Raw genomic sequence first — 22,368 nt, 5'->3', positions numbered from 1 at the left:
AGTTTAATGTCGGCCAGCCAAGCTAAGCAAATAGAGCGACAAGATTATCGCAGAAGTCGCAATGTCTCGTCTCGAAATTGGGATTGGGTGCGCCGCGCTGCGTCGCCGCAAGGAGGTTTCGCGTTCAACTTGACTGATGCTGCAATTTGAACGAACGACTGTTATTCCGAGATTATCACTATTTGCGCTTCAAAATGAAAGACTGGGACTTCTGCCGCTAATGTAGACTAAGGAGGACTTCGAGGTCGCGGCAGGTGAGCGATTCCATAAGTTTGCGATCTTCTCCGTTTAGCGATTTGCCATCAGAAATATGATCCTTCAATAACCGAGAAATCTGGCTCGTCGAATGATAGTAGAGTTCGGGATTGGCCCGGCTCAGGTCAGATAACAAGCGCCGCAGCAGCGCCTTTCTTCGCTCGGCATCGGTTTCTGATTTCTTGTCTTGCAGCATGATAGTTTTACCTAAGGATTCCTACTCAGCACTTAGGGTTCTTTTGCACCTCGTAAAGCCTATCTGCTTGTCTGCGACTACCAATTGAGGATCGTCGCGTCGAAGCGAATGAAGGGTTCGACTTGATGATAGATCAACTTAGACGTCTTTTTGATCGGAAGACTGACTTGGTTGTACCTTATGAAGCTGCGCAGCAGCATGCAAACTTTGCCGACATGGTGGCGGTACTGAACGCCGATCCCTACTTGATGGTAGCCGACGCTGGACTGAGGTTGATCTCCGTCTTTGACGATTTGCGCTACGATCGTGCAGATCTTGATATGTTGTCCGCGCCGATGCGAAGGCGCGCATTTAAAAAACTCGCCCCTTTCGAATACTTTCAGCGATCCGGTTCGGTGATTGAGAACCGCGCTGCTGACATACGCATCCATATGCCGAAATTCCGTGCGCTCGGTGCATCGCCGTTTGACGCGCTGCGGGAAACATCGATGCGGCCACAGGATTATGCTCTGCTGACCCCAACGCAAGCCGCGGCGCAAATGATTGCGGCCTATGAGGTCGATACCGCGAAAGAGCGTTTGGCAGCATTGGTCGTAAAACACCCGGCAAACTTGTTGCGTCTGTTTGACTTTCTGGAACCTACCCCGAAAAAAGCAGCGGTCCACGAGATGTTGGGCGAGCTGCTCTTTCTGCAACGCGCTGCAGTGGCCAAGGAACCGCTGAAGAGCCGACGGGCATTGCGTTAGCTCATCAATGGTGGAATCGAAGCGCTCAACCGTCATGCTTGAATTATATTTGATCTAAGGGCTTTCAGAACAACCGACGTCGAATCTGGAGCGTTAGATGAAGGCAAAGTCCGCGTCTCAGACATCAAAGCCCCAATTTCTCCTTGCTGTGAACGAATGGCCGCATTTCTCTTTGCGGCGCACATGATGTCTTAGGTCGGTGATATTTGAGCACATGCGAGGGTTCGGACCGGAGCACTTCAGGTATGGGCTCAAAGCGGGCATCGGAGACGCTGCATCGTTGGCGCTTTTTGAGGTTACGACCACCATCGATGGCGACGCGTAGCTGGGATCACCATTGACCAAAGCAGGAGCAATGCGGCCGGGATCAAAGAGATCAACAAAATGTTCAAGCGATTGCGGATACCGGTTACGATTGACACCGTCAGATCAAAATACTTAAACAACATTATTGAGCAGGATCACCGGTCCATCAAACGGCTTACGAGGCCTATGCTCGGTTTCAAAAGCTTCGTCTCAGCAGCAGCGACACTTGCAGGAATCGAGACTGCCAACATGATCCGCAAGGGGCAGCTTGGGCCTTCGACAAACGGATTCCGTCAATTCGCAGGGCTCGCTGGATGACTACACCCAATCAAAGCGTTAGCTTTGAACCACGCCAAAGATTGCGACACAGCCGGCTGAGGTGCTCAATATGCCCATTCCCCGCCGTATGGACCTGCTGCGCAAAGAATGGCGCCGTGCCATGGAGGCCGAACGTAGACGTTTTGAAGAAGGGGCCTGAGATCGGTGTCTGTCGCAATGCAGCGCACGTCCTTTCTCATTGAATACGCAGCAACTTGGAGAACCAAAGGCAAGCCCGATCTGTTTTGCCCAGAGCGTCAATCTTATGTCCCGTGGATTCTAGGTACAACGTGCTCAAGACCTTCGCGCAACGATGTATCGGCTTGGTAGCATCCCGGCCTGATCCGAGGTTTCTACGATTTTGAAGCCCGCGTCGACAACTTTCCGCTCCAGTTCTTCCGCTGAGATGAAATTGACAAATGGCGCCTTCCCAAGCGCCTGCATGATTGGGATCGCGATCTGACTGATCATCGTATATTTGACGCCCCCGTTCTGCGGCGCACAAACGGTTTTTGAAATGAAAACCCCACCGGGCTTCGTCAGCGAAGAAATATGCGCGAGCGCATCATCGAGGTCAGGCACAAGATGAAGCAGATTGTGCGCGAGGACAGCGTCGTATGATCCTTCATCAAGTCGATGCTCCAGGACCTCGGCCACCTTGAATGTGACGTTTTTTAATCCTTCTTCCGCGCGCTTTTCATTCGCAATCTCGATCATGCCTGAGGCGAGATCAGTCGCGGTTACATGAGCAACTTGCGCCGCAAGCAGTAGCGCCGTTGAACCCGTCCCGCAGCCAATTTCCAGTACGTTGTCTTTGGCATTCAGATACAACTTCGTGCGCTCAAGCGTGTTCAAATACCCTTCCATGTTCCGGATAGGATCAGCCGCATACTTGCGCGATATTTTGCTCCAGAAAGCAGCATCTTTGGATAAAGCAGCCATTGTAGCTCTCGCATTATGAGTTGGTTGGCGCACCCAATACTTTTAAACGTGATCTTATGGAATTGCCAGAATTCGTAGAACTGTTATGCATAAATGCATGAATTGGAAGGCCATCAACTTCGACTGGAACCAGGTGCGGTCTTTTCTCGCAACAGCGGAGGAGGGCTCGTTCTCTGCGGCTGCACGCGTGCTTGAGCAAACTCAGCCTACGGTAGGTCGCCAAGTTGCAGCGCTGGAGCAGTCGCTTGGCATCACCTTGTTTGAACGGGTCGGCAAATCGCTGAAACTCACAATCGCTGGCACTGAGCTTTTGTTGCACGTCAAAGAAATGGCAGATGTCGCGAACAGAATCTCACTGACAGCGACAAGCCAATCACAAGCTATCGAAGGCCAAGTCAGAATCACAGCATCCGACGTGATGTCAGCTTTTCAGTTGCCGCCGATTCTGAAGCAGATCAGGATTGCGGCGCCACGACTTGAGATTGATGTTGTCGCTGCAAATGACCTACGAGATATTCAGCGGCGCGAAGCTGATATTGCCATCAGACATGTCCGACCGACGCAATTAGATCTGATTGCAAAGCTAGTGGCAGAGGCCACAGCACATTTCTATGCGGCGCCTTCTTACCTTGAACAGGTTGGGCGACCCAGAAACGAAAACGAGCTCGCCAAACTGGACTTCGTGGGTTTTGGAGATGTGGACACGATGGTCGGCTTTCTAAACCCAGCTGGCATCGACGTCACAAGAAAGAACTTCCGAATCGGTTCGCAAAGCGGGATCGTTTCGTGGGAGATGGTGCGCCACGGTTTTGGTGTCAGTGTGATGTCGGACGATATAGCCGCGTTGACACCCGGTGTTGAGCGCGTTTTGCCGGACCGAGAGCCTTTCAAATTCCCGATTTGGCTGGCTACGCATTCAGAATTGCACACGGCGCGGCGGATCCGACTAGTGTTCGATCAGCTTGCGGAACAGCTGAGCGATCGGACAAGCAGAAACACCTAGAAAGCCTCAAATGTCACATGTTACACCAACACTCCACCTGCTGTGCGGCAAAGTCGCTTCCGGAAAATCCACTCTGGCGGCACAACTGGCACGTAAAAATTCAGCAATTCTCATATCAGAGGATCAATGGCTGAGCGCACTGTTTGGCGAGGAGATGTCATCACTACAGGACTATGTGAGATGTGCATCAAAACTTGGGCAGATCATGGGCCCACATGTGACATCAATGCTGGTCGCCGGGGTTTCGGTCGTCCTCGATTTCCCGGCAAATACAATCGAAAACCGAAGGTGGGCGCGTGGGCTGATCAAAGGTACAGGGGCGGCGCAGATACTCCACTTTCTGGATGTACCTGATGAGCTATGCTTGGCCCGGCTACACAAGCGTAACCAAGAGGGCTCGCATGCCTTTGCTACGACGGAAGATCAGTTTCGGCGTATCGCGCAGTGTTTTGTTCCACCATCATCCGACGAGGGTTTTCACGTCATAACTCACCGCCAATAATCCTGGCCTAAATAGACTGACTTGAAGACAGAAAGCATAAAGCGACCACCCGATCTCCAGGAGCGGATGGCCAACAAACAAAATCTAGTTGCACTGTGGTGCAAATCCGGAGACTACGCGATAACGCGAAGTGTGATACCAGCCTTTTTTGCCTCCCACTGCCTGCAACCCACAAGCACAACAGGGCAAGAACGACTTCTATCTCGAGTGCAGCCACTATGCCGTCAGGTGATCCACAGACACGCCTCACTCGTGCATGATTTCTTCCAGATCCCGATGCGACACCCCGTATCGGACATAGAAAAACACGGCGAACAGCATAACTTCATTCGGATAATCAGCACCCTTGAAAGAGATCATGAACGGCCTTCGACTTAACTTAGTTTGTTTAGTCTGCTGAATGACTTCATCCAATCAACGCCAGAGTTTGTTACGGAACCGTCAAAGCTTACTCTAAGACAAGGTCAGCGCATCTTTCTCCGAGAATCATTGCGGGCGCATTGGTGTTTCCGGCGTTTATGTCGGGAACGGCCGACATATCGCATACCCTGAGCCCTTCGATGCCGCGTACGCGCATTCGCGCGTCAAGTACGGCCATAGGGTCTCCATCTTTTCCCATCCTGGCCGTTCCAGCTGGATGATAGTTTGTTTTCACGAAGCGCTTGCAGTGCGCTCGGAGAGTTTCGTCATCATCTGTTGATGGTATCACGATTTCTTTTATACGTTCTGCAAGCGGCCCGGCCGAAAAAGCCCTTCGGAAGAACCGTTGCCCGCGGATCATTTCAGCCATGTCGTCTTCGTGTTTCAGGAGGTTTGGTGAGACGCTGGGCATCACGCTCGGATCAGACGAACGAAGACGAACTTCGCCTCGGGATTTAGGCTTGACCACAACAGTCGTCACAGTGAGACCATAGTTATCGCTCACTTCATCAAGTGCATCGCGGTCAAGGTAAACAATTGGCACGCAGAAGGCCTGAATCGTAGGGTCATCGTCCGGATTGGCTGGATTTACGAAGGCTCCGGCTTCTACGCCAGCGGATGTAATGGGGCCAGTGCCGAACAATTTGAACTGGATACCGTTTCGCAGCATCCGCCAGCCGTCGCCTTGCTTGAAATAACCGTAAGGACCATTTGCAAACGCGGTAATCGGCACTTCGGGATGATCTATCAGATTTTGGCCGACGCCGGGGGATGGACAGGCAATGTCTATGCCATGAGTGGACAGTTCCGCTTCTGGTCCGATCCCCGAAAGCATTAGAATTTTGGGTGTAACCAGAGCACCTGCAGCGAGCAAAACCTCTCCATCGCAGCGCACTCGGTGCGGGCCCGTCTTGTCGCTGTACTCGACCCCTACAGCTCTATCATTTTCGATGACAATCTTGGTGACTTCCGCATGCAGGCGCACGGTGAGAGCCGTGTCGGACGCCAACGGGCTTAGAAAGGCGTAGGCTGATGAACTACGTCGGCCGGATCGATTGGTGAATTGGTAAAAGCCAACGCCGCGCTGGGTTGGCCCGTTGAAGTCAGGATTGAACGGCTCGCCAAGCGCCTGTACGGACTGAACAAACCATCGCGACATGTCATCAATATGCCCGGGGTCCGAAACCAGTAGCGGGCCATCCGTGCCATGAAGGTCGTTGGCGAAGCGATTGTTACCCTCCATTCCAACAAAATAAGGCAGAACGTCATCCCAGCCCCATCCAACGCCATCGTTGTTTTGACGCAGCAAGTCGTCCCAGGCGTCGTAATCCGAAGGTCGGCCACGCATATAGACTTGTGCATTGACCGATGATCCGCCCCCTAGGACATGTCCTTGAGGGATATCATGAATCCGGCCATCCAGATGCTCTTGTGGTTCAGTACGGTGATACCGCATGAACTTTGAGCCATTGATCATCTTGAAAATGCCCGGCGGCATATCAAGAAGCGGGTGGCGGTTGGAGTGTCCAGCCTCTAGAACAAGTACATTGTGTTTGCCATCTTTTGCCAGTCGTCCGGCCGCAGCGGCCCCGGCAGAACCGCCTCCGATGACAATGTGATCGAAAGTCTCAGTCATGATACTGCCCTTAGCCGCGCGATTTGGGTTTGGTGATCGAATCGCGCTCAACGAGTTCGCATTCCAGCTTTACCAGCGGGTGCCGTTGATCCCCGGTTGGCCCGTGAAACAGCTGTTCAATCACCCAACGCCCCATCGCACGGGTTGGCAAGATCATCGATGTTAGTGGCGGTGATAAATGGCGCGCGGTTTCATCATCGTCGAAGCCAATCACGGACACGTCTTCCGGAATTGCGAGCCCGAGCTCTTTCAACGCCTCATAACATCCGATAGCCATTCTGTCGTTTTGACAAAAAATACCTGTAGGTGGGTTGGGCAGCCTCATCAAATCCCTGGTGGCCGCATAGCCCGCGCTTGGAAGCCAGTTTCCTTCTACGACAAGGTCTTCATCGAACGGGATGTCAGCGGAAGCCAAAGCGTTGCGATAGCCCGTTGTCCGCCCCGCAGCACATTCCATGAATGGCTCACCCGTGATCGTCGCGATGCGCTCATGACCGGCTCTGATCAACGCATTGGTTGCCGAATGTCCTCCTGCAATTTCCCCAGGTATGACTGCGGGAAACGACAAATCGTCGGAAAAACAGTTTAGCAACAGAACCGGCGTATTGGATTGACGCAGGATCTCCGGCACAACCACGCGGCGCGTGAAAACGGTGGCGTATATTATGCCGACAACTTTCTGGTCCAAAAAGAATTGCAGCGTACTTGGCTCAACTGCCGGGTCGTTCTGAGTTTCGGCCAACAGCACAAGATTTCCGGTCTCCCGAATCGCTTGCTTGACGCCGCTGAATGCGTTGACCATTTCAGGACTACTCGCCAAGTCATCCACAACAAATGCAATCGCATTGTCCAGAATGGGCGACCTTTGATCTTTGGAGCTCGGCTTGGTGTTTTGAATGGGCACCGAATATCCCAGCGTTTTGGCAGCATCCAGAACGCGTGCTTTCGTCTCGTCCGAAATCTTGACCGAGTCGTTCCTGTTGAGAACAATAGACACTGTTGTTTGTGAGCATCCGGCAACCCGCGCGATGTCATGCATGGTTACTCTCTGTCGACCAGCGACTTTACCGACGCCTCTGTGTTGACGTGACTTATTTGGCTGTTCGTTCATCTCGTATCCTGATTCCCTGAAATATTAGTACCCCTCGCACACAGCGTTCGCAACTAATATTAGCAGTTGCAGTTAATATTAGTATTGACTGGCAGATAATATTAATGTTCGAATTAGTGATAGCAGTCGTTTTTCGACTCATCCATCGCAAGCAGGGAGGTCAGACAATGCAGCCAGCGTCGGGCATTGTCGAAAACGCGGATCAACGGTCGATGTACATCGGCGGTCGGTTCGTTGAATTGAATGACTCGCTGGTTTCGGTGGAGAATCCCGCGACCGAGGCCGTTGTTGCATATGTCCCTGATGGAAATGCCGCTCACGCGGATATGGCAGTGGCAGCCGCCAAGGACGCCTTTCCACGATGGTCCGCGCAACCGGCCATCGAGCGTGGGAAAGCCGTCGCGGCACTGGCGGATGCGATCGAGAGAGAAGTTGAGCGACTAGCCGTCCTGGTCACTGCAGAACAAGGCAAGCCAATATCGCAGGCCAAAGGAGAAGTGGCTGCGGCCGTCACGTTCTTGCGCCATGCTGCTGAAGAATCGCGCAGAATTTCCGGTGACATCGTGACGTCGGATAACCGGTCAGAAGAAATTCAGATCAGGCGACACCCCTATGGCGTAGTTGTTGCCCTGACCGCCTGGAACTACCCGTTGGCGCTTGCGGCGCGCAAGATCGGACCGGCGCTGGTTGCCGGGAATACAGTCGTTTTGCTGGGGCACGAAATCACGCCTTTGTCCGGCCTCGCAATCGCGGAACTGGCAGACAAAATAGGTTTCCCCCCTGGTGTCCTGAACGTTGTGACCGGCAAAGGGCCCATCGTTGGCGAACGTCTTGTCGGACATCCCGATACTGCACTTATTACAATGACAGGTAGCACACGCGCAGGTCGCGAGATCTTTCGGAATGCGGCAGAGCAGATAAAAGTTGTGCGGCTAGAACTGGGCGGCAAGGCGCCATTTATTGTCATGGAAGATGCCGATATCGACGCGGCTGTCGCGGCAGCAATCGTTGCGCGGTTTACCAATTGCGGTCAGATCTGCACCTGTAATGAGCGCATGTATCTGCACCGAGCTATCGCGGATCAGTTCCTTGAAAAGTTTATTGAGGCTTCAAAGGCTCTGACTATCGGAGATCCAATGGCTGATCACGATATCGGCCCCAAGGTCAGTAAGCTTGAAGTGGCCAAGGTTGCCGGACTTGTTGATCGCAGCGTCGCCCAAGGGGCAGAGGTTCTCTTGGCGGGCGGGCCGCTGACCGCTGGCGACTACAGAAGGGGTCACTGGATGTCACCATCTGTTCTCGAGGTGTCGGACAACAAAAACACCATCATGCAAGAGGAGGTTTTTGGCCCGGTTGTTGCGGCAACGCGTATCGGTGATTTTGACGAGGCCATCGACCATGCCAATGATACGTCCTTTGGCCTCTCGGCCTATCTCTTCACGTCGCGCCATCAGCGGCTGATGGAGGCGCCGCGCCGTCTGAAATTCGGGGAACTTTACCTTAACCGCTCCAATGGCGAGGCGGTTCAGGGTTTTCACACCGGTTGGGGCTTGTCGGGCATTGGTGGCGAAGACGGAGCATATGGGTTCGACGGCTACCTGAGAAAGCAGACAACTTACCTGAATTGGGCATGACCTGATAATCCGCGGTCAAACGGAGGAGACCGCATCAATAGTGGAGGAAAACTATGAAACGCAGACATTTCTTGATCTCATCGGTTATCGCTGGGGCGCTCTTGGGCACCACGGCGCTGGCTCAGGATCTGCCACCTTTGGAGCAGAAAGACCGTTACAGGGTCGGATTTGCGCAGATGGAATCGAACAACCCCTGGCGGATCGCGGAAACCAAGTCGTTTCATGATACCGCCGAAGCCTGCGGTTGGGACCTTATCGCAACGGACGCGGCTGGTTCCGCTGCCAAGCAGGTGGCCGATGTCGATAGCATGATCGCTCAGGGCATCGACGTGCTCTTCTTGCCGCCGCGCGAAGAAAAGCCCTTGATCCCGGCGGTGATGAAAGCGCGTGCTGCGGGTATTCCCACATTCCTCGTTGACCGCTCGGTAGACCCTGCTGTTGCTAAGCCCGGCGAACACTTCGTTGCATTCCTTGGGTCGGACTTCATCGATCAGGGAAATCGCGCAGCCGGATGGCTGATGGAAAACTTTGATGGCGACAAGGGCATCATTGTGCAGCTGGAAGGTACGACCGGCTCGTCGCCCGCGAATGACCGCAAGAAGGGCTTTGACGATGCTATAGCGGCAGATGGCCGGTTCGAGATCGTTGCTTCGCAGACCGGCGATTTTGCTCGCGACCTGGGCCGTCAGGTTATGGAAACGCTGCTGCAGGCGCATCCTGACGTAAACGTTGTTTATGCGCATAATGACGAGATGGCGATTGGGGCAATCCAGGCCCTGGAACTGGCAGGCCGGAAGCCGGGCGAGGATGTGACCATCGTATCCATCGATGGAACACGTGATGCTCTGCAGGCTATCATCGACGGCAAGATGGGAGTAACGGTTGAAAGCTCACCGTTCTTTGGCCCGCTGGCTTGCGAGGTCATGAAGAAATACGCTGCCGGTGAGCAGATTCCCGAATGGGTAAAGGTCGAAGACCGTGTCTTTACCCAGGACAATGCTGCCGATCACATCGACGAGGCTTATTGATCCTCCCTGGTGGGTGGGGCCGGCAAGCCGTCGGTTCCGCCCGCAATTTTCTGGAGTTCGAGATATCATGAATGCTCTTGTTTCGATGTCGGGCATCGAGAAGTCTTTTGCGGGCGTACCTGCGCTTAGCCAAGCCAGCCTTGAGATTGCGCCGGGTGAGGTTCATGCCCTTATTGGCCAGAACGGTGCCGGTAAATCGACAATGATCAAGGTCCTGACTGGGGTGTACCGGCGGGATAGCGGTAGCGTAGTGATTGGGCGCGGCGAGAGCGAGATATCAAGCCCTCGCGAGGCGCAAGAGGCAGGGATCGCAACGATCTATCAGGAATTGAACTTGGTGCCGCTGCGCAGCGTTACCGAAAACATCATCATGGGATACGAACCCAAACGCCTGGGGCTTTTCGTAGACTGGCGCGAAGGCAACAAGCGAGCGCGTGAAGTGCTTGCGCGCTTCGGGATCGACATAGACGTCACCGAGCCGCTGGGCAATTTTTCGACTGCAATTCAACAGCTTGTGGCAATAGCGCGGGCCGTGTCGCTTGAAGCAAAACTTGTGATCATGGACGAGCCAACCTCCTCGCTTGATGCAAGCGAAGTTGAGGTTCTGTTTGGTGTGGTGCGGGAGTTGAAGAACCAGGGTGTGTCAGTTCTCTATGTTTCGCATTTCCTCGACGAGCTTTTTCAGATTTGTGATCGTGTTACGACCATGCGAGATGGCCGTACCGTCAGCACCCGCATCGTCAGCGAGACAAAAAAGCTTGAAATGATTGCAGATATGCTTGGCCGGAACACAGACGAGATCGCAGCCGAGGGCATGACAGATTTTGCTGGCGCCAAAGCGAAGCGGGGCAGCATTCTGTTGCGTTCCGAGAATGTCTGTAGCGGACCGCGGTTGACGCATTTCGATCTGACCCTTCACCGCGGCGAAATCGTCGGGCTCGGCGGGTTGCTGGGTTCGGGCCGAACAGAGGCGGCGCGCGCGCTTTTTGGCGTAGACGCGCTTGAAGACGGAGTCATCGAACTTGATGGCCATACCGGACAGCCTTCGGGCCCCGACGAAGCAATCAGCAAGCGGATTGGGTTCCTGACCGAAGACCGAAAGGCCGAAGGGATCATCCCTGACATGTCCGTGCGCGAGAACATGACCCTCGCATTGTTGCCCAAACTGGCTAAGCGCGGCCAGATAGATTTCGAACGCGAGCGTGCAATCGTTGACGGGTTTATCAGCGATCTGGGGATCAAGGCCGCCCATATGGATCAGCCCATCCGCGAACTGTCCGGCGGCAATCAGCAGAAGGTTCTGCTGGCCCGCTGGCTGGCGACCGAACCAGACATCCTGATATTGGATGAACCGACCCGTGGCGTGGATGTGGGCGCAAAACGCGAGATACAGTCCTTTATCCGCTCCTATGTCGACAAAGGCTTCGGTGTTGTACTCATCAGCTCCGAGTTCGAGGAGTTGGTGGAAGGTGCTGACCGTATTGTCGTTATGCATGAAGGCCGCTCGGTGACGGAACTGGCCAACCCGGGCATCACAGGGAACATACTGGTGGGCGCACTTGCGCATCACGACGCAGGAGCCGACACATGGAACGCACAATGAAGCTTCCGAAACGGGTCGCATCAATGCCATTGCGTTTCCATGGCGGGATCGTTGCTCTAGCTGCGCTTCTGGTTTTCAATTCGCTGTTCACGCCGAATTTCCTGCAGTTGCAGACCCTGTTCGTGAACATCAGCCAGGTCGCGACCATCGCGATCGTCGCAATGGGAATGACACTGGTGATCGCCACCGGCGGCATCGACCTGTCCGTCGGCGCGGTCATGGCTCTGGCCGGTGCGCTTGCACCGCTCATTTTCCTCTCTGACCTCGGAGCGGCAAATCCAGCTTTGGGCGTGGCTCTGGCGATCATGCTGCCGCTGTTGGTTGCCGGGCTTTGCGGTGTCTTCAATGGGGTCATGGTGGCCGTGTTGAACGTCCAACCAATCATAGCAACGCTCATTCTGTTCATCTCTGGCCGTGGCATCGCACAGGTCCTCACCAACGGGAACCTGCAGACCTTCTCAAACCCGTCCTTTAGCTATCTCGGGACAGGCAAGATATTGGGGCTGCCATTCCAAGGGTGGTTGGCCCTTGTGATTGCTTGTGTCCTGTTCTGGGTGATCACCAGAGCCACCTGGGGGCGTTACCTGCTGGCGATCGGGGGGAACGAACGCGCGGCATTCCTGTCCGGTGGCCCGGTGCGCAGGGTAAAGATCGGGGCTTATGTTATTTGCGCGGTGCTCTCCGGCTTTGCAGGGCTGATCGTGGTGGCAATCAACTCTGCTTCGGACGCTGCGCGAAACGGCAACTTGATGGAACTTGACGCGATTGCCGCCGCGGTTGTCGGAGGCGCGCTGCTACAGGGTGGCAGAGCGCCGATCTTCGGCGCCATTCTGGGCGCAGTGATCATTCAACTCGTGAAATATACGCTTCTTGCGAACGGGGTAGAGGATGAGGTCGCGCTGATCGCAAAGGCCGCAATCATCATACTCGCCGTGTGGATGCAGCAGTTCCGGAGGACCTGATCAATGCTTGATGAAATGGCCTTTGATCTCCGCAAATATCTGCGCCGCAATTCTGCTTCGGTCACGGTTTGGGTGGCCTTGCTGGCCCTGATCCTGTTCGGACTGATGCGATACGACAACTTTGGCAGCGCCTATAATTTTTCGTCCTTCCTGAACTACAATGCCATGTTCATCGCGATCGCCTTGGGAATGTGCTTTGTGATCATGACCGGCGGGATCGATCTGTCGGTCGGATCTGTCGCGGCCTTTACCTCTGTTGTGGCGGCTTATCTCAGCCCCTACGGAATACAGGTCGCGCTGCCCGGCGCCGTCCTTGCTGGCATCGGGTTTGGAGCCATCAATGCGTTCTGCATCATCGTTCTGCGAATCCCTCCGTTCATAGCGACGCTAGCCACCATGCTTGCGGCAAAGGGGGGTGCTTTGGTGATTTCTGGGGCGCAGACAATTTCGGTCGACTGGGGCTCGAACTTTACCAAGCTCGGGATGGGGCAGGCGTTAGGCTTGTTCCCATGGGCCATTGTCATCGTCGCCGGGTTGACACTGGTTCTCGGGCTTATGCTTGAGAAAACAACGATCGGCCGAACGGTCCTCGCAATCGGCGGCAGCGAAGATGCCTCCAACCTCATGGGCTTGAAGGTCAATCGCGCCAAGGCGTTTGTCTACCTGCTTTCGGGTGGCTGCGCAGGATTGGCGGGGCTGTTTCTGGCATCCGGTTTCGGGGCTGGTCAGCCCTTGGAGGGCATCGGATGGGAGTTGTCCGCCATCGCGTCGGTTGTCGTTGGCGGGACGCTATTGACCGGGGGTATGGGATCGATCCCGGCGACGGTGGCTGGCGCATTACTTCTTGGCCTCGTCTTCAACGTTCTGAACTTTGAAAACGGTCAGGGCACGATCAGTTTCAGCGCCTATTGGCAGATGGTGATCCGAGGGGGGTTCCTGTTTGCGGTCATCCTGCTGCAATCCCGGGTCATCGCGAAACAACAAAAGGTCATTGGCTCATGAGTCACATAGCATCCGTCGAGGCGCAGCTTTTCAATGTTCCGCTGGCCGAGGTTCTAGTGGACGCCAAACACGGGGATCACACGTTTTTCCAGTTGGTTACTGTCGCGATCCGGACGGATCAGGGGGTCGACGGGGTTGGTTACACCTATACCGGTGGTAAAGGCGGGCACGCCATTCTTGCGATGATCAAACACGATCTGGCACCGTTCCTGATCGGGCAGGAGGCTAGCAATGTTGAGGCGCTTTACGATGCCATGCAGTGGCATGTGCACTATGTGGCACGCGGCGGGATCGCCTCCTTTGCGATATCGGCCGTGGATATCGCGCTCTGGGACATTCGCGGCAAAGAGCGCAGCGCGCCGCTGTGGAAAATGGCCGGAGGTGCGTCGGATCGGTGCAAGGCCTATGCCGGCGGCATTGATTTGAACTTCTCCCTGGACAAGCTGCTGACACAAACCGAGGGCTATCTGGCGCGCGGATTTAACGCGGTGAAGATCAAGGTCGGCCAACCCGATCTGGCCGATGATCTTGCGCGTGCCAGAGCCGTTCGGGACATGCTAGGTCCCGACAGGTATTTTATGGTCGATGCAAATTATTCGATGACGGTCGAGCAGGCTATTGTAGCGGCACGCGGCTTTGCAGAAACCGACATTCTCTGGTTCGAGGAGCCGACCATTCCCGATGATTACAAAGGGTACGGGCGCATTGCGCTGGAAACCGGCGTGCCGCTGGCGATGGGAGAGAACCTGCATACGATCCATGAGTTTGAATATGCGTTCGATGATGCTCGCCTCAGCTTTGTCCAGCCGGACGCGTCGAATTGCGGTGGAATTACCGGCTGGCTGCGAGTCGCGGCCCTGAGCCATCAACACGGGATACCCGTTTGCAGCCACGGTATGCAGGAACTCCATGTGAGTTTGGTTGCGGGACAATCGAATTCAGGTTGGCTTGAGGTGCATTCTTTTCCAATCGATCAATACACCACCCGCCCATTGGTCGTAGAAAACTGTTTGGCAGTTGCTCCGGAAACACCGGGTACGGGCGTGGTGTTTGACTGGGACAAGCTGAATGAAGAACACAAGGAAATGCATCTATGACGCGCCAAACGATTTCGGCGGCGTTTTACAGGGGCGACAAGAGTTTTGCCGTGGCAGACACGCAGTCCACGCCAGCGGGACCGGGAGAAGCCACGATCCGCGTCGCCTATTGCGGGATTTGCGGTACGGATATGCATGTCTACCACGGCAATATGGACGCGCGGGTCGGCTTGAACCGAGTGATCGGGCACGAAATGTCCGGGATTATCGAGGCGGTCGGAGACGGGGTCGATACGGTTGCACCGGGTCAGAAGGTTGTCGTGCGACCACTGGATCACTGTAGTGAATGCCCAGCCTGTCGGCGCGGGCACAGGCATATTTGCCAGAACCTGAAGTTCTTGGGCCTTGATACGGATGGCGCAATGCAGGAGCTGTGGACTGTTCCGGCACATACGCTGCATTTATTGCCTGATGACCTGCGGATGGATCACGCTGCGCTTATCGAGCCCGTTGCGGTGGCATGCCATGATGTGCGCCTGTCGGCATTGCAGCATGGCGAAGATGTGGTTGTGATCGGTGGCGGACCAATCGGCATTCTGGTCGCCATGGTGGCACGCGATGCGGGCGGCAACGTGGTCATTTCCGAAGTAAACCCCAATCGGTTGGCAATTGCGACAAAGCTTGGCTTTGATACGATCAATCCTACCGAAGCCGATCTGGTCGACACTATGAATGCGCGGACCGAGAATAAAGGGGCCGATGTGGTTTTCGAGGTATCGGGAACACAACGAGGCGTAGATGCGATGACGGCGGTCGCCGCTACACGGGCCCGCATAGTGATGGTGGCCATCCATGCCACAAAACCGCAGATCGACCTGTTTCAGTTCTTCTGGCGCGAGCTCCAACTGATCGGTGCCAGGGTCTATGAGCCGGAAGATTACGAAAAGGCAGTCTCTGTCGTAGCCTCCGGCGCCGTTAATGCGGATGTCGTGATCACAGATGTCAGTCCCTTGTCGGACATTCAGGCTGCATTTGATGCGCTGGATCGCAGTCCGACCGCGATGAAAAGCCTCATCAAAGTAGGTCCCAGTTCATGAATGTTTTACAAAGCTTTGACCTGACCGGGAAGACCGCGCTGGTGACAGGCTGTAAGCGTGGCATCGGGCGGGGCATGGCTGAGGCCTTGGCATCGGCCGGTGCCGACATCATTGGCGTATCCGCCTCGCTGGAACTTTCAGGGTCCGAGGTTGAAAAGTCGATCAAAGAATTGGGCCGGACGTTCCGTGCCTATCGATGCGACTTTTCCGATCGATCCGCACTGCGTGAGTTCATCGACCAACTCAGATCGGACGGAGCAACTCCGGACATTCTTGTGAGTAATGCCGGAACCATCAAACGCAAACCCGCCGCCGAGCATCCGGATGAATGGTGGGACGAGGTGATCGAAGTCAACCTGTCGTGCCAGTTCGTGCTGTCCCGAGAGATCGGTAAGGACATGCTCGCGCGCGGATCGGGCAAGATCATTTTCACCGCCTCGCTGCTGACTTTTCAGGGCGGGATCACAGTTCCGGGATACTCAGCATCGAAAGGTGGGATCGGACAACTGACCAAAGCGCTGGCCAATGAATGGGCTGGGCAAGGTGTGAATGTGAATGCTATCGCCCCGGGGTATATTGCCACAGACAATACGCAGGCATTGAAGGACGATCCAGTTCGCGCGAAGTCAATCCTCGAACGCACCCCTCAAGGGCGTTGGGGAACGCCTGCCGACTTCGCCGGGCCGGTTGTGTTTCTGTCTTCAGCAGCATCGGACTTTGTTAACGGTGAAATCCTGGTTGTCGACGGGGGATGGATGGGACGCTAAGCGTTCTGTTGCAAGCTTTTGACAATTGTTGCTCTGGCAATCCAACAGGTCGATCATCTTGCCGATGGGTGTTGTCACGTTAACTGTCGCTCGGTTCTCATGGCCGTGATTGGACGTAGGTGACATCGATGAAGTCATCATCGATCTGCTACAAGCGCTACCGATGGCTGTGATGGCTTTAATCCCCAAAACCTATCAGATGAGAGATCAGGGGATGTCCATTCGATCACAGCCTGATCAATTGCATAGACGCCGTGCTAGGCTGGAGCGCGAGTTCAGAGCTGCCCTGGACGATGGCGATATCTGTGAGGCTGAAGAAAAGGATATCGAAGCTCTGCGTAAGAATTTGGGACTTTCACATCGCGCCGCAAGTTACATCCGCGAGAAGGTTCGCGTCGAAATGCAATCCAGAAGTGGTCGCTGCCAATCCTGCGGCCAACCCCTTCCAGTGCCAAATGAGACGAAATCTTGAACAATCACACGGCGGCACTTGTGGCCTGTCTGTCGACAGTGATTTTGGAACCGGCAGCCAGGCACGGCGACCACCCACATATGCCGACGCAACAACAGGAGCCACCCTTCCGAGCGTCGCTGAGCAAAAGAAAAACCTGACACAAGCCCAGAAAACGGTCCAGTATGACAGGCAGAGTATCCGCTAAGTTTAGAGTCTAAGCCGACGGTCCAGATTACCCCGCCGCCCTGCTTTGAATAGTTTTGGAGATCCAAATGAACAAGATTTCGAACTCAACCTACGAAAAAGAACTCGCGCGGCTTCAGATTGAGTTGGTGAAGCTTCAAGAATGGGTCAAACATACCGGCCATCGGGTTGCAATAGTCTTCGAGGGACGCGACGCCGCTGGCAAGGGCGGAACCATCAAGCGTATCACCGAGGCGATGAACCCTCGAATTTGCCAGGTCGTTGCACTTCCGGCACCTACAGAGCGGGAAAAGGCGCAATGGTATTTTCAAAGATACGTCGCCCACCTGCCTACAGCGGGTGAGATCATCATATTCGACCGCTCCTGGTATAATCGGGCTGGCGTCGAACGCGTGATGGGGTTTTGTACGGACGAAGAGTACAAAGAATTTATGCGAAGCTGTCCGGAATTCGAGCGAATGCTGGTCCGTGCCGGCATTCAACTGATCAAGTACTGGTTCTCTGTCAGCGATGAGGAGCAGGAACGCCGTTTCCAAAAGCGTCTCACCGATCCGACAAAACAGTGGAAGCTAAGCCCGATGGATTTGGAAAGCAGGAAGCGCTGGGTAGATTACTCGAAAGCAAAAGACGACATGTTCTCGCATACGGACATCAAGCAAGCGCCTTGGTACGTTGTGAATTCCGATGTGAAGAAACACGCCCGTTTGAATTGCATCAGCCATCTCTTGTCACTTATTCCCTACGAAGAGATTGAGCGCGCGCCAGTAATACTTGAAGAGCGACCGGCGCAGCGTGGATACGTTAGACCACCCATGGACGATCAGACCTTTGTGCCGGAAGCCCACGCTACCTTATTATAGGGACGGGTCTGACTACAATGCTGCGCTCAAGAAACGCGGGTCTCTTCTTGTCTGGTTGGACAAAGACATGACCTGGCTTGCGGCGCACGAGGGTCGGCCTGGGCGTCCGCCGGTCTTTTCGAATGCGGCGATCCAATTCTGCCTGTCGATCAAGGTGCTGTTCAAGCTGCCACTGAGACAGACAGCGGGCATGGTCGCCAGCCTCTTGCGTATGGCCGGGCTGAACTGGCCTGTGCCAGACTTTTCCACCCTGTGCCGTCGACAGAAAACCTAAGCTGTTCAGATCCCGTATTGTCGTGCTGACGGCCCGCTCAGCCTTCTGGTGGATAGCACGGGTATCAAGTTTCTAGGCGATGGCGAGTGGCAAGCCCGCAAGCATGGCGCTCGGGGTTGCCGCCAGTGGCGCAAGGTACATCTGGCCATGAATACGGCTACCTCCGACATCCGCGCCGTCGAATTAACTTCCAGCCGAGATGGCGACAGTCCGCTCCTGCCAGAGTTGCTCGGCCAGATCCCGACGGATGACGAGACCGGGACTGTGATCGCGGACGGCGCCTACGACACGCGCCGCTGTTACAGCGCCATCATCGATCGAAATTCCGCCCCGACCATCAGTTGGATCAAACCGCAGGAACGTGCAACAGGCCGGCCAAAGATTGCGACAGTACCGCCCGCCATCGCGAAAGCCAATGAGCAGCAATCGAAAGAGAGTGTCACGCGACTCAGCGCCCAGAGATCACTTCGCCGGTATACGCTCGCAGATTCTCGAGTGTGATATCGCTCGGCGTAGCGCCTAGAAAATGGCAGATCCCCAACGCCAAAGCGCCTATGAACCAGGGGCTTCCGAGGGTTTTTCCAAAACTTTCGGCCGCGTTGCGGGAAATCGTTCCCGTCAGCGTTTTTTGCAAAGCCGCTTCGAGATTGGTTTCCAGTTCCTCGATGCGTACGAGCAGGGCGTCGATTTCTGCCCGCAACTCAGCCTCCCGGTCGCTTTCTCTTTCGCTGGAGGAAACGGTTGCCGACATTCGCAGAAACAGCGGAGGCAGGTCGTGCAAGAGCTCAAGCTCGTCTGGCAATCTGTTCAACTGAGCTTCTCGCAGAAAATCAGCTACTGCAGTCTCGATTTGCAGAGCAGTGCTTTCTGCAACCAATTCTGTCGTAACCGCATTTCGAATAAGCGTTTGGATATGCTGAGCGAGCTGCGCCTGACCGGGCGCGGTGGTTCCGTACCGACTTCTGATTTCATCAATCAGTTCGGCGATATGCGCCGCGCCGGTTTGCCAGTCCTCGTGAGAAATCAGCGAAATCTCACGCTGCATCTCCCAGTTCATCGGATTGCCATTCAGAAACGCTTGGTACCAGTCAAGCCAGAAGGCCCACGGTCCGGACCGAATAGAGCTATCTCTCCCGATTGCTTTCAGGGCTGCATCGATCGATTTTGGCTGGCCGGACCCGTGCCAGAGCGGTAACCGGAAGATATCTTCGGGTTCCAGACTCGCATTCTCCGCACGTTTTACATCCAGTCGAGCAGCCTCGAGTGCAACCGCTTTTGCGCCTTCGATCGCTCTTGCCGACGTCGCAATGGCATAAGTAGCCGGCCCCGACGCACGGTTGGAATCCGCCGCCTCCGCTGCCGAATAGGCAGCCGAAGCCGCCGCGTAGGAAGAAGATTCCGATTTCACAACGAACGGGTATGTGCCTACTGGCGTTCGCGCTACTTCGTCCAGTCTCATCTCATCCCAAACGGTGGCCACCATTGAGGTAATAATTGCACGTCCGGCCCTAAGTGGATGAAACTCTGCCGCCTTTGGATCTGATCTCAGAGTCTCTAGCATAACCACGGGATAGCTCCGAAGCGCCGCGCGTGCCGCCAAAGCCACGCAATCGCAGTCGGGCTTGCTCTCGAGCCAACGCTCCAAATCGCTCTGGTTGGTGATGTCGACCAAGTTTCAGCCTCCATAGCTTGAGATCAACTATAACAAACGGCTCCAAATTCGCACACTGGCCATCAAACGCCAACGCTGCCCGATGCAGCATGGCATTTGGAGGCAAGAAAGCAGCGGCCCTCATACGAGGATGATCTTTGCCAAGCCAGACGGGAAATTCCGCTTTTCGCTCTCAGTTCGGGCGCATGATGCCGACAGCACCTGATATTTCTACAGCGGCGAACAACAGCTGGGTCGGCAAAGCGCCGGTTCGTAGCCAACCCAGCATTGTCGTCTTTCGGCTCGCTGCCGCCTAATGCTGGCGCGGCGGTGCCGTCGCCGTAAGTCCACTGAAACTGGCCATCCGCGATCATTTCTAAGGCCGCTACCTTTTTGAGGTTACGCGGACTAGATGACCTTGGGCCTCTTTGAAACGACGTGCGTGCGAGAGGGGGCGAAGTTGTGGTGAGAGCCCAAAGCGACAAGTGCGGCTGAGCGGTCACATCTGACTGGTCCAAACTGATTGTTAGTGCATCGTCGGCCTGTGATCCATCGGGATGATGGTTTCAGGTGCTGGCGGGCGGTCGACCAGCAAGGCGTTGTACTAGACGAAATCCTGCAATCGAAACGGGACAAACGGGCGGCAAAACGACTGTTGCGCCGCCTGATAAAGCGACTTGGTTTCATTCCCAAGCGGATCATCACGGACATACTGCGCTCGTATGGTGCCGCCAAAGGTGAGGTCACGCCGGGGTTGGATCATTGGTCGCACAAGGGCCTTACCAATCGAGCTGAAAACAGTCGTCTCCCTTTCCGAAAGCGAGAACGGATAATGCAGGGCCATCGATCTCCGGGAGGTCTGCAGCGGTTTGTGGCCACCCACTCAGCCACCCGCAATTGTTTCAGCGTCCCCGCTCGCCGCCGCTCCGTCTTAACAATTCGATACCACCGTCTCGAGGCATTTGACGCCTGGAAGGCCGCCACCCAAGCAGCTTGAAGCCCGAGCATCAGCATTCCCTGGTCGACCGGAAGTTAACGTGACAACACCGATCGCCGTACTCATCCAGCATCCTCTCGAATGCCGAAGCATCTGTCGCCGAGAACGCAAAATGCTTCAGCTTGAGGCGGCTTCTGACCCGGTACGCTCTGGTCCGGTGTCATCAACAAGATGAACGATTGGTGCATCCCCAGCGCAGAGCCACGCTCCGCCAAAGGAAAAGTCTGGCCGAGGCCCGGAACGCAGCCCAAGGACGGTTTCGTACCAGGCGACCATCTCCTCCAGGTTAGATGTCACGACGTTCACGTGATCCAGCCGCCGAATGGGCATCTCAAAAGCCCTCCAGCACGATTTTGCCCTTTGACTTACCGCTCTCCAGCAGTGCGTGAGCCTTGATCAGATTGGCGGCGTTGATAGTGCCAAAGCTCTCCGCAACGGTGGATTTGATCCTGCTTGCATCGATCAACGCAGCGACCTCGTTCAGGATGTCGCCCTGTCGCTGCATGTCTGCAGTCTCGAACATCGGACGAGTAAACATGAACTCCCAATGGACCGATATGGCCTTGGACTTGTAGGGCATGATGTCGAATGTCTCTGGGTCGTCGATCAGCCCGTATCGGCCCTGAGGCGTCATGATCCCGGCGACTTCTGCGGAATAAAGATTCGAGTGGGTCGTCGAGTAGACAAAATCTATGCTCCCAACGCCGAGGGCCTCGATCCGCCGGCAAAGCGGTTCGGCGTGGCTGACGACATGATGCGCCCCGAGTTCTTCGACCCATGCTTTCGTTTCTGGCCGGGAGGCCGTCGCAATGATCGTCATGTCGGACAGAGCACGGGCCAATTGAATGGTAATGGACCCTACGCCACCTCCGCCGCCGATCACCAAGAGGGTTTTCTTACCACCGGGCACGGGGCTATTGATACGCAGCCGATCAAACAGCATTTCATAGGCGGTGAGCGTTGTGAGTGGCATCGCTGCCGCCGAAGAAGTTGAGATCGAGCTTGGCGCTTTGCCAACGATCCGTTCATCCACCAGATGAAACTCAGAATTTGTGCCAGGCCGGTGCACTGCACCTGCGTAGTAAACCCTGTCGCCGATCGAGAAATTGGTGGCGGCTTCACCCACGCCAACAACTTTACCAGCGGCATCCCATCCCAGGATATCAGGTGTCTCACCTTTTGGAGCACGCCGCTGCCGGATTTTGGTATCCACTGGGTTGACCGAAATCGCTTCCACCTTCACCAACAGATCGTGGCCAGTCGCGGTTGGCGTATCAGCCTCAAAGTCGATCAACGCATCGGGTCGATCAATCGGGCCAGTCTCAGTATATCCAACAGCTTTCATAGCGTGCCTCTTTGGCTC

The 22,368-nt window shown here is 55.2% G+C and carries 20 protein-coding genes and 4 pseudogenes; 16 read left to right on the top strand and 8 right to left on the bottom strand.

What is annotated here, in order from left to right:
- Positions 1-217: 217 nt before the first annotated feature.
- Positions 218-451 carry a hypothetical protein gene (locus Q5Y75_RS21725; protein WP_306201515.1) on the bottom strand — a complete coding sequence of 78 codons (234 nt, stop codon included), beginning with the start codon at positions 449-451 and terminating at the stop codon, positions 218-220.
- A 125-nt stretch (positions 452-576) separates the two neighbouring features.
- On the opposite strand from Q5Y75_RS21725, the gene Q5Y75_RS21720 reads away from it, so the two are divergent.
- Entirely contained in the window at positions 577-1,197 is a 621-nt protein-coding gene (locus tag Q5Y75_RS21720; protein ID WP_306201513.1) for a hypothetical protein, read from the top strand.
- Between the two features lie 330 nt (positions 1,198-1,527).
- Positions 1,528-1,821, top strand: a pseudogene (locus Q5Y75_RS21715) (DDE-type integrase/transposase/recombinase); the annotation flags it as partial.
- Between the two features lie 294 nt (positions 1,822-2,115).
- Here Q5Y75_RS21715 and Q5Y75_RS21710 read toward each other — a convergent pair.
- Positions 2,116-2,763, bottom strand: coding sequence for a class I SAM-dependent methyltransferase (locus Q5Y75_RS21710; RefSeq protein ID WP_306201512.1), 648 nt, complete (start codon positions 2,761-2,763; stop codon positions 2,116-2,118).
- A 97-nt stretch (positions 2,764-2,860) separates the two neighbouring features.
- Between Q5Y75_RS21710 and Q5Y75_RS21705 the strand changes: the two genes are divergently transcribed.
- Both Q5Y75_RS21705 and Q5Y75_RS21700 read left to right on the top strand, forming a co-directional pair.
- A complete protein-coding gene (locus Q5Y75_RS21705; RefSeq protein WP_306201510.1) occupies positions 2,861-3,766 on the top strand; it encodes a LysR family transcriptional regulator in 906 nt (301 codons plus the stop codon).
- Positions 3,767-3,776: 10 nt separating this feature from the next.
- On the top strand, positions 3,777-4,268 hold the full coding sequence (locus Q5Y75_RS21700) for a P-loop nucleotide/nucleoside kinase family protein (RefSeq protein WP_306201508.1): 492 nt from the start codon (positions 3,777-3,779) through the stop codon (positions 4,266-4,268).
- A gap of 249 nt (positions 4,269-4,517) precedes the next feature.
- Here the strand turns inward: Q5Y75_RS21700 and Q5Y75_RS21695 are convergent.
- The 3 genes and pseudogenes from Q5Y75_RS21695 to Q5Y75_RS21685 all read right to left on the bottom strand — a co-directional run.
- Positions 4,518-4,628, bottom strand: a pseudogene (locus tag Q5Y75_RS21695) (IS6 family transposase); the annotation flags it as partial.
- An 88-nt stretch (positions 4,629-4,716) separates the two neighbouring features.
- On the bottom strand, positions 4,717-6,324 hold the full coding sequence (locus Q5Y75_RS21690; RefSeq protein ID WP_306201506.1) for a GMC family oxidoreductase: 1,608 nt from the start codon (positions 6,322-6,324) through the stop codon (positions 4,717-4,719).
- A 10-nt stretch (positions 6,325-6,334) separates the two neighbouring features.
- Entirely contained in the window at positions 6,335-7,363 is a 1,029-nt protein-coding gene (locus tag Q5Y75_RS21685; protein WP_306201504.1) for a LacI family DNA-binding transcriptional regulator, read from the bottom strand.
- Between the two features lie 239 nt (positions 7,364-7,602).
- Here Q5Y75_RS21685 and Q5Y75_RS21680 point away from each other — a divergent pair, with 239 nt between their 5' ends.
- The 11 genes and pseudogenes from Q5Y75_RS21680 to Q5Y75_RS21630 form a co-directional block, all read left to right on the top strand.
- Entirely contained in the window at positions 7,603-9,069 is a 1,467-nt protein-coding gene (locus Q5Y75_RS21680; protein WP_306201502.1) for an aldehyde dehydrogenase family protein, read from the top strand.
- A gap of 53 nt (positions 9,070-9,122) precedes the next feature.
- Entirely contained in the window at positions 9,123-10,097 is a 975-nt protein-coding gene (locus tag Q5Y75_RS21675; RefSeq protein WP_306201500.1) for an ABC transporter substrate-binding protein, read from the top strand.
- A 67-nt stretch (positions 10,098-10,164) separates the two neighbouring features.
- The gene (locus Q5Y75_RS21670; RefSeq protein ID WP_306201498.1) at positions 10,165-11,700 is read left to right on the top strand and encodes a sugar ABC transporter ATP-binding protein; all 1,536 of its coding nucleotides are present in this window, start codon (positions 10,165-10,167) and stop codon (positions 11,698-11,700) included.
- Positions 11,685-12,662: an ABC transporter permease gene (locus Q5Y75_RS21665; protein ID WP_306201497.1), complete on the top strand. Its 978-nt coding sequence runs from the start codon at positions 11,685-11,687 to the stop codon at positions 12,660-12,662. Before Q5Y75_RS21670 ends, Q5Y75_RS21665 begins: the two co-directional genes overlap by 16 nt.
- Before the next feature lie 3 nt (positions 12,663-12,665).
- Positions 12,666-13,664 (top strand): ABC transporter permease, encoded by a 999-nt coding sequence (locus Q5Y75_RS21660; protein ID WP_306201495.1) that lies wholly within the window; start codon positions 12,666-12,668, stop codon positions 13,662-13,664.
- A complete protein-coding gene (locus Q5Y75_RS21655; protein ID WP_306201492.1) occupies positions 13,661-14,761 on the top strand; it encodes a mandelate racemase/muconate lactonizing enzyme family protein in 1,101 nt (366 codons plus the stop codon). Before Q5Y75_RS21660 ends, Q5Y75_RS21655 begins: the two co-directional genes overlap by 4 nt.
- Positions 14,758-15,798 (top strand): zinc-dependent alcohol dehydrogenase, encoded by a 1,041-nt coding sequence (locus tag Q5Y75_RS21650; protein ID WP_306201489.1) that lies wholly within the window; start codon positions 14,758-14,760, stop codon positions 15,796-15,798. Before Q5Y75_RS21655 ends, Q5Y75_RS21650 begins: the two co-directional genes overlap by 4 nt.
- Positions 15,795-16,565: an SDR family oxidoreductase gene (locus Q5Y75_RS21645; protein WP_306201487.1), complete on the top strand. Its 771-nt coding sequence runs from the start codon at positions 15,795-15,797 to the stop codon at positions 16,563-16,565. Before Q5Y75_RS21650 ends, Q5Y75_RS21645 begins: the two co-directional genes overlap by 4 nt.
- A 109-nt stretch (positions 16,566-16,674) precedes the next feature.
- Positions 16,675-17,037 carry a hypothetical protein gene (locus Q5Y75_RS21640; protein WP_306201486.1) on the top strand — a complete coding sequence of 121 codons (363 nt, stop codon included), beginning with the start codon at positions 16,675-16,677 and terminating at the stop codon, positions 17,035-17,037.
- A gap of 254 nt (positions 17,038-17,291) precedes the next feature.
- The gene (ppk2, locus tag Q5Y75_RS21635) at positions 17,292-18,083 is read left to right on the top strand and encodes a polyphosphate kinase 2 (RefSeq protein WP_306201485.1); all 792 of its coding nucleotides are present in this window, start codon (positions 17,292-17,294) and stop codon (positions 18,081-18,083) included.
- A pseudogene (locus Q5Y75_RS21630) lies at positions 18,052-18,696 on the top strand (IS5 family transposase); the annotation flags it as partial. The gene ppk2 and the pseudogene Q5Y75_RS21630, both read left to right, overlap by 32 nt.
- A 109-nt stretch (positions 18,697-18,805) precedes the next feature.
- On the opposite strand, the gene Q5Y75_RS21625 reads toward Q5Y75_RS21630, so the two are convergent.
- Positions 18,806-20,029, bottom strand: a complete 1,224-nt coding sequence (locus Q5Y75_RS21625; protein ID WP_306201482.1) for a hypothetical protein — start codon at positions 20,027-20,029, stop codon at positions 18,806-18,808.
- Between the two features lie 553 nt (positions 20,030-20,582).
- On the opposite strand from Q5Y75_RS21625, the pseudogene Q5Y75_RS21620 reads away from it, so the two are divergent.
- Positions 20,583-21,005 (top strand): annotated as a pseudogene (locus Q5Y75_RS21620) (DDE-type integrase/transposase/recombinase); the annotation flags it as partial.
- Between the two features lie 117 nt (positions 21,006-21,122).
- On the opposite strand, the gene Q5Y75_RS28565 reads toward Q5Y75_RS21620, so the two are convergent.
- Both Q5Y75_RS28565 and Q5Y75_RS21615 read right to left on the bottom strand, forming a co-directional pair.
- Complete coding sequence (locus Q5Y75_RS28565) at positions 21,123-21,335, bottom strand: VOC family protein (RefSeq protein ID WP_371933297.1); 213 nt, start codon at positions 21,333-21,335, stop codon at positions 21,123-21,125.
- Between the two features lies 1 nt (position 21,336).
- Positions 21,337-22,350, bottom strand: a complete 1,014-nt coding sequence (locus tag Q5Y75_RS21615; protein WP_306201480.1) for a zinc-binding alcohol dehydrogenase family protein — start codon at positions 22,348-22,350, stop codon at positions 21,337-21,339.
- Positions 22,351-22,368: the final 18 nt, after the last annotated feature.

This window comes from Ruegeria discodermiae, from assembly GCF_030758345.1.
Taxonomy (GTDB): Bacteria; Pseudomonadota; Alphaproteobacteria; order Rhodobacterales; family Rhodobacteraceae; genus Ruegeria_C.
The sequence above is the reverse complement of the archived record's forward strand: the minus strand, read 5'-3'. Positions and strand labels throughout refer to the sequence as shown.

What these genes read in the sequence shown, in the direction of transcription:
- Q5Y75_RS21710 (WP_306201512.1), bottom strand. Translation starts at nt 2,763, where the DNA reads ATGGCTGCTTTATCCAAAGATGCTGCTTTCTGGAGCAAAATATCGCGC.
- Q5Y75_RS28565 (WP_371933297.1), bottom strand. Translation starts at nt 21,335, where the DNA reads ATGCCCATTCGGCGGCTGGATCACGTGAACGTCGTGACATCTAACCTG.
- Q5Y75_RS21705 (WP_306201510.1), top strand. Translation starts at nt 2,861, where the DNA reads ATGAATTGGAAGGCCATCAACTTCGACTGGAACCAGGTGCGGTCTTTT.
- Q5Y75_RS21685 (WP_306201504.1), bottom strand. Translation starts at nt 7,363, where the DNA reads ATGCATGACATCGCGCGGGTTGCCGGATGCTCACAAACAACAGTGTCT.
- Q5Y75_RS21645 (WP_306201487.1), top strand. Translation starts at nt 15,795, where the DNA reads ATGAATGTTTTACAAAGCTTTGACCTGACCGGGAAGACCGCGCTGGTG.
- Q5Y75_RS21690 (WP_306201506.1), bottom strand. Translation starts at nt 6,324, where the DNA reads ATGACTGAGACTTTCGATCACATTGTCATCGGAGGCGGTTCTGCCGGG.
- Q5Y75_RS21655 (WP_306201492.1), top strand. Translation starts at nt 13,661, where the DNA reads ATGAGTCACATAGCATCCGTCGAGGCGCAGCTTTTCAATGTTCCGCTG.
- Q5Y75_RS21680 (WP_306201502.1), top strand. Translation starts at nt 7,603, where the DNA reads ATGCAGCCAGCGTCGGGCATTGTCGAAAACGCGGATCAACGGTCGATG.
- Q5Y75_RS21660 (WP_306201495.1), top strand. Translation starts at nt 12,666, where the DNA reads ATGCTTGATGAAATGGCCTTTGATCTCCGCAAATATCTGCGCCGCAAT.
- Q5Y75_RS21720 (WP_306201513.1), top strand. Translation starts at nt 577, where the DNA reads ATGATAGATCAACTTAGACGTCTTTTTGATCGGAAGACTGACTTGGTT.
- Q5Y75_RS21675 (WP_306201500.1), top strand. Translation starts at nt 9,123, where the DNA reads ATGAAACGCAGACATTTCTTGATCTCATCGGTTATCGCTGGGGCGCTC.
- Q5Y75_RS21670 (WP_306201498.1), top strand. Translation starts at nt 10,165, where the DNA reads ATGAATGCTCTTGTTTCGATGTCGGGCATCGAGAAGTCTTTTGCGGGC.
- Q5Y75_RS21650 (WP_306201489.1), top strand. Translation starts at nt 14,758, where the DNA reads ATGACGCGCCAAACGATTTCGGCGGCGTTTTACAGGGGCGACAAGAGT.
- Q5Y75_RS21725 (WP_306201515.1), bottom strand. Translation starts at nt 451, where the DNA reads ATGCTGCAAGACAAGAAATCAGAAACCGATGCCGAGCGAAGAAAGGCG.
- Q5Y75_RS21615 (WP_306201480.1), bottom strand. Translation starts at nt 22,350, where the DNA reads ATGAAAGCTGTTGGATATACTGAGACTGGCCCGATTGATCGACCCGAT.
- ppk2 (WP_306201485.1), top strand. Translation starts at nt 17,292, where the DNA reads ATGAACAAGATTTCGAACTCAACCTACGAAAAAGAACTCGCGCGGCTT.
- Q5Y75_RS21665 (WP_306201497.1), top strand. Translation starts at nt 11,685, where the DNA reads ATGGAACGCACAATGAAGCTTCCGAAACGGGTCGCATCAATGCCATTG.
- Q5Y75_RS21700 (WP_306201508.1), top strand. Translation starts at nt 3,777, where the DNA reads ATGTCACATGTTACACCAACACTCCACCTGCTGTGCGGCAAAGTCGCT.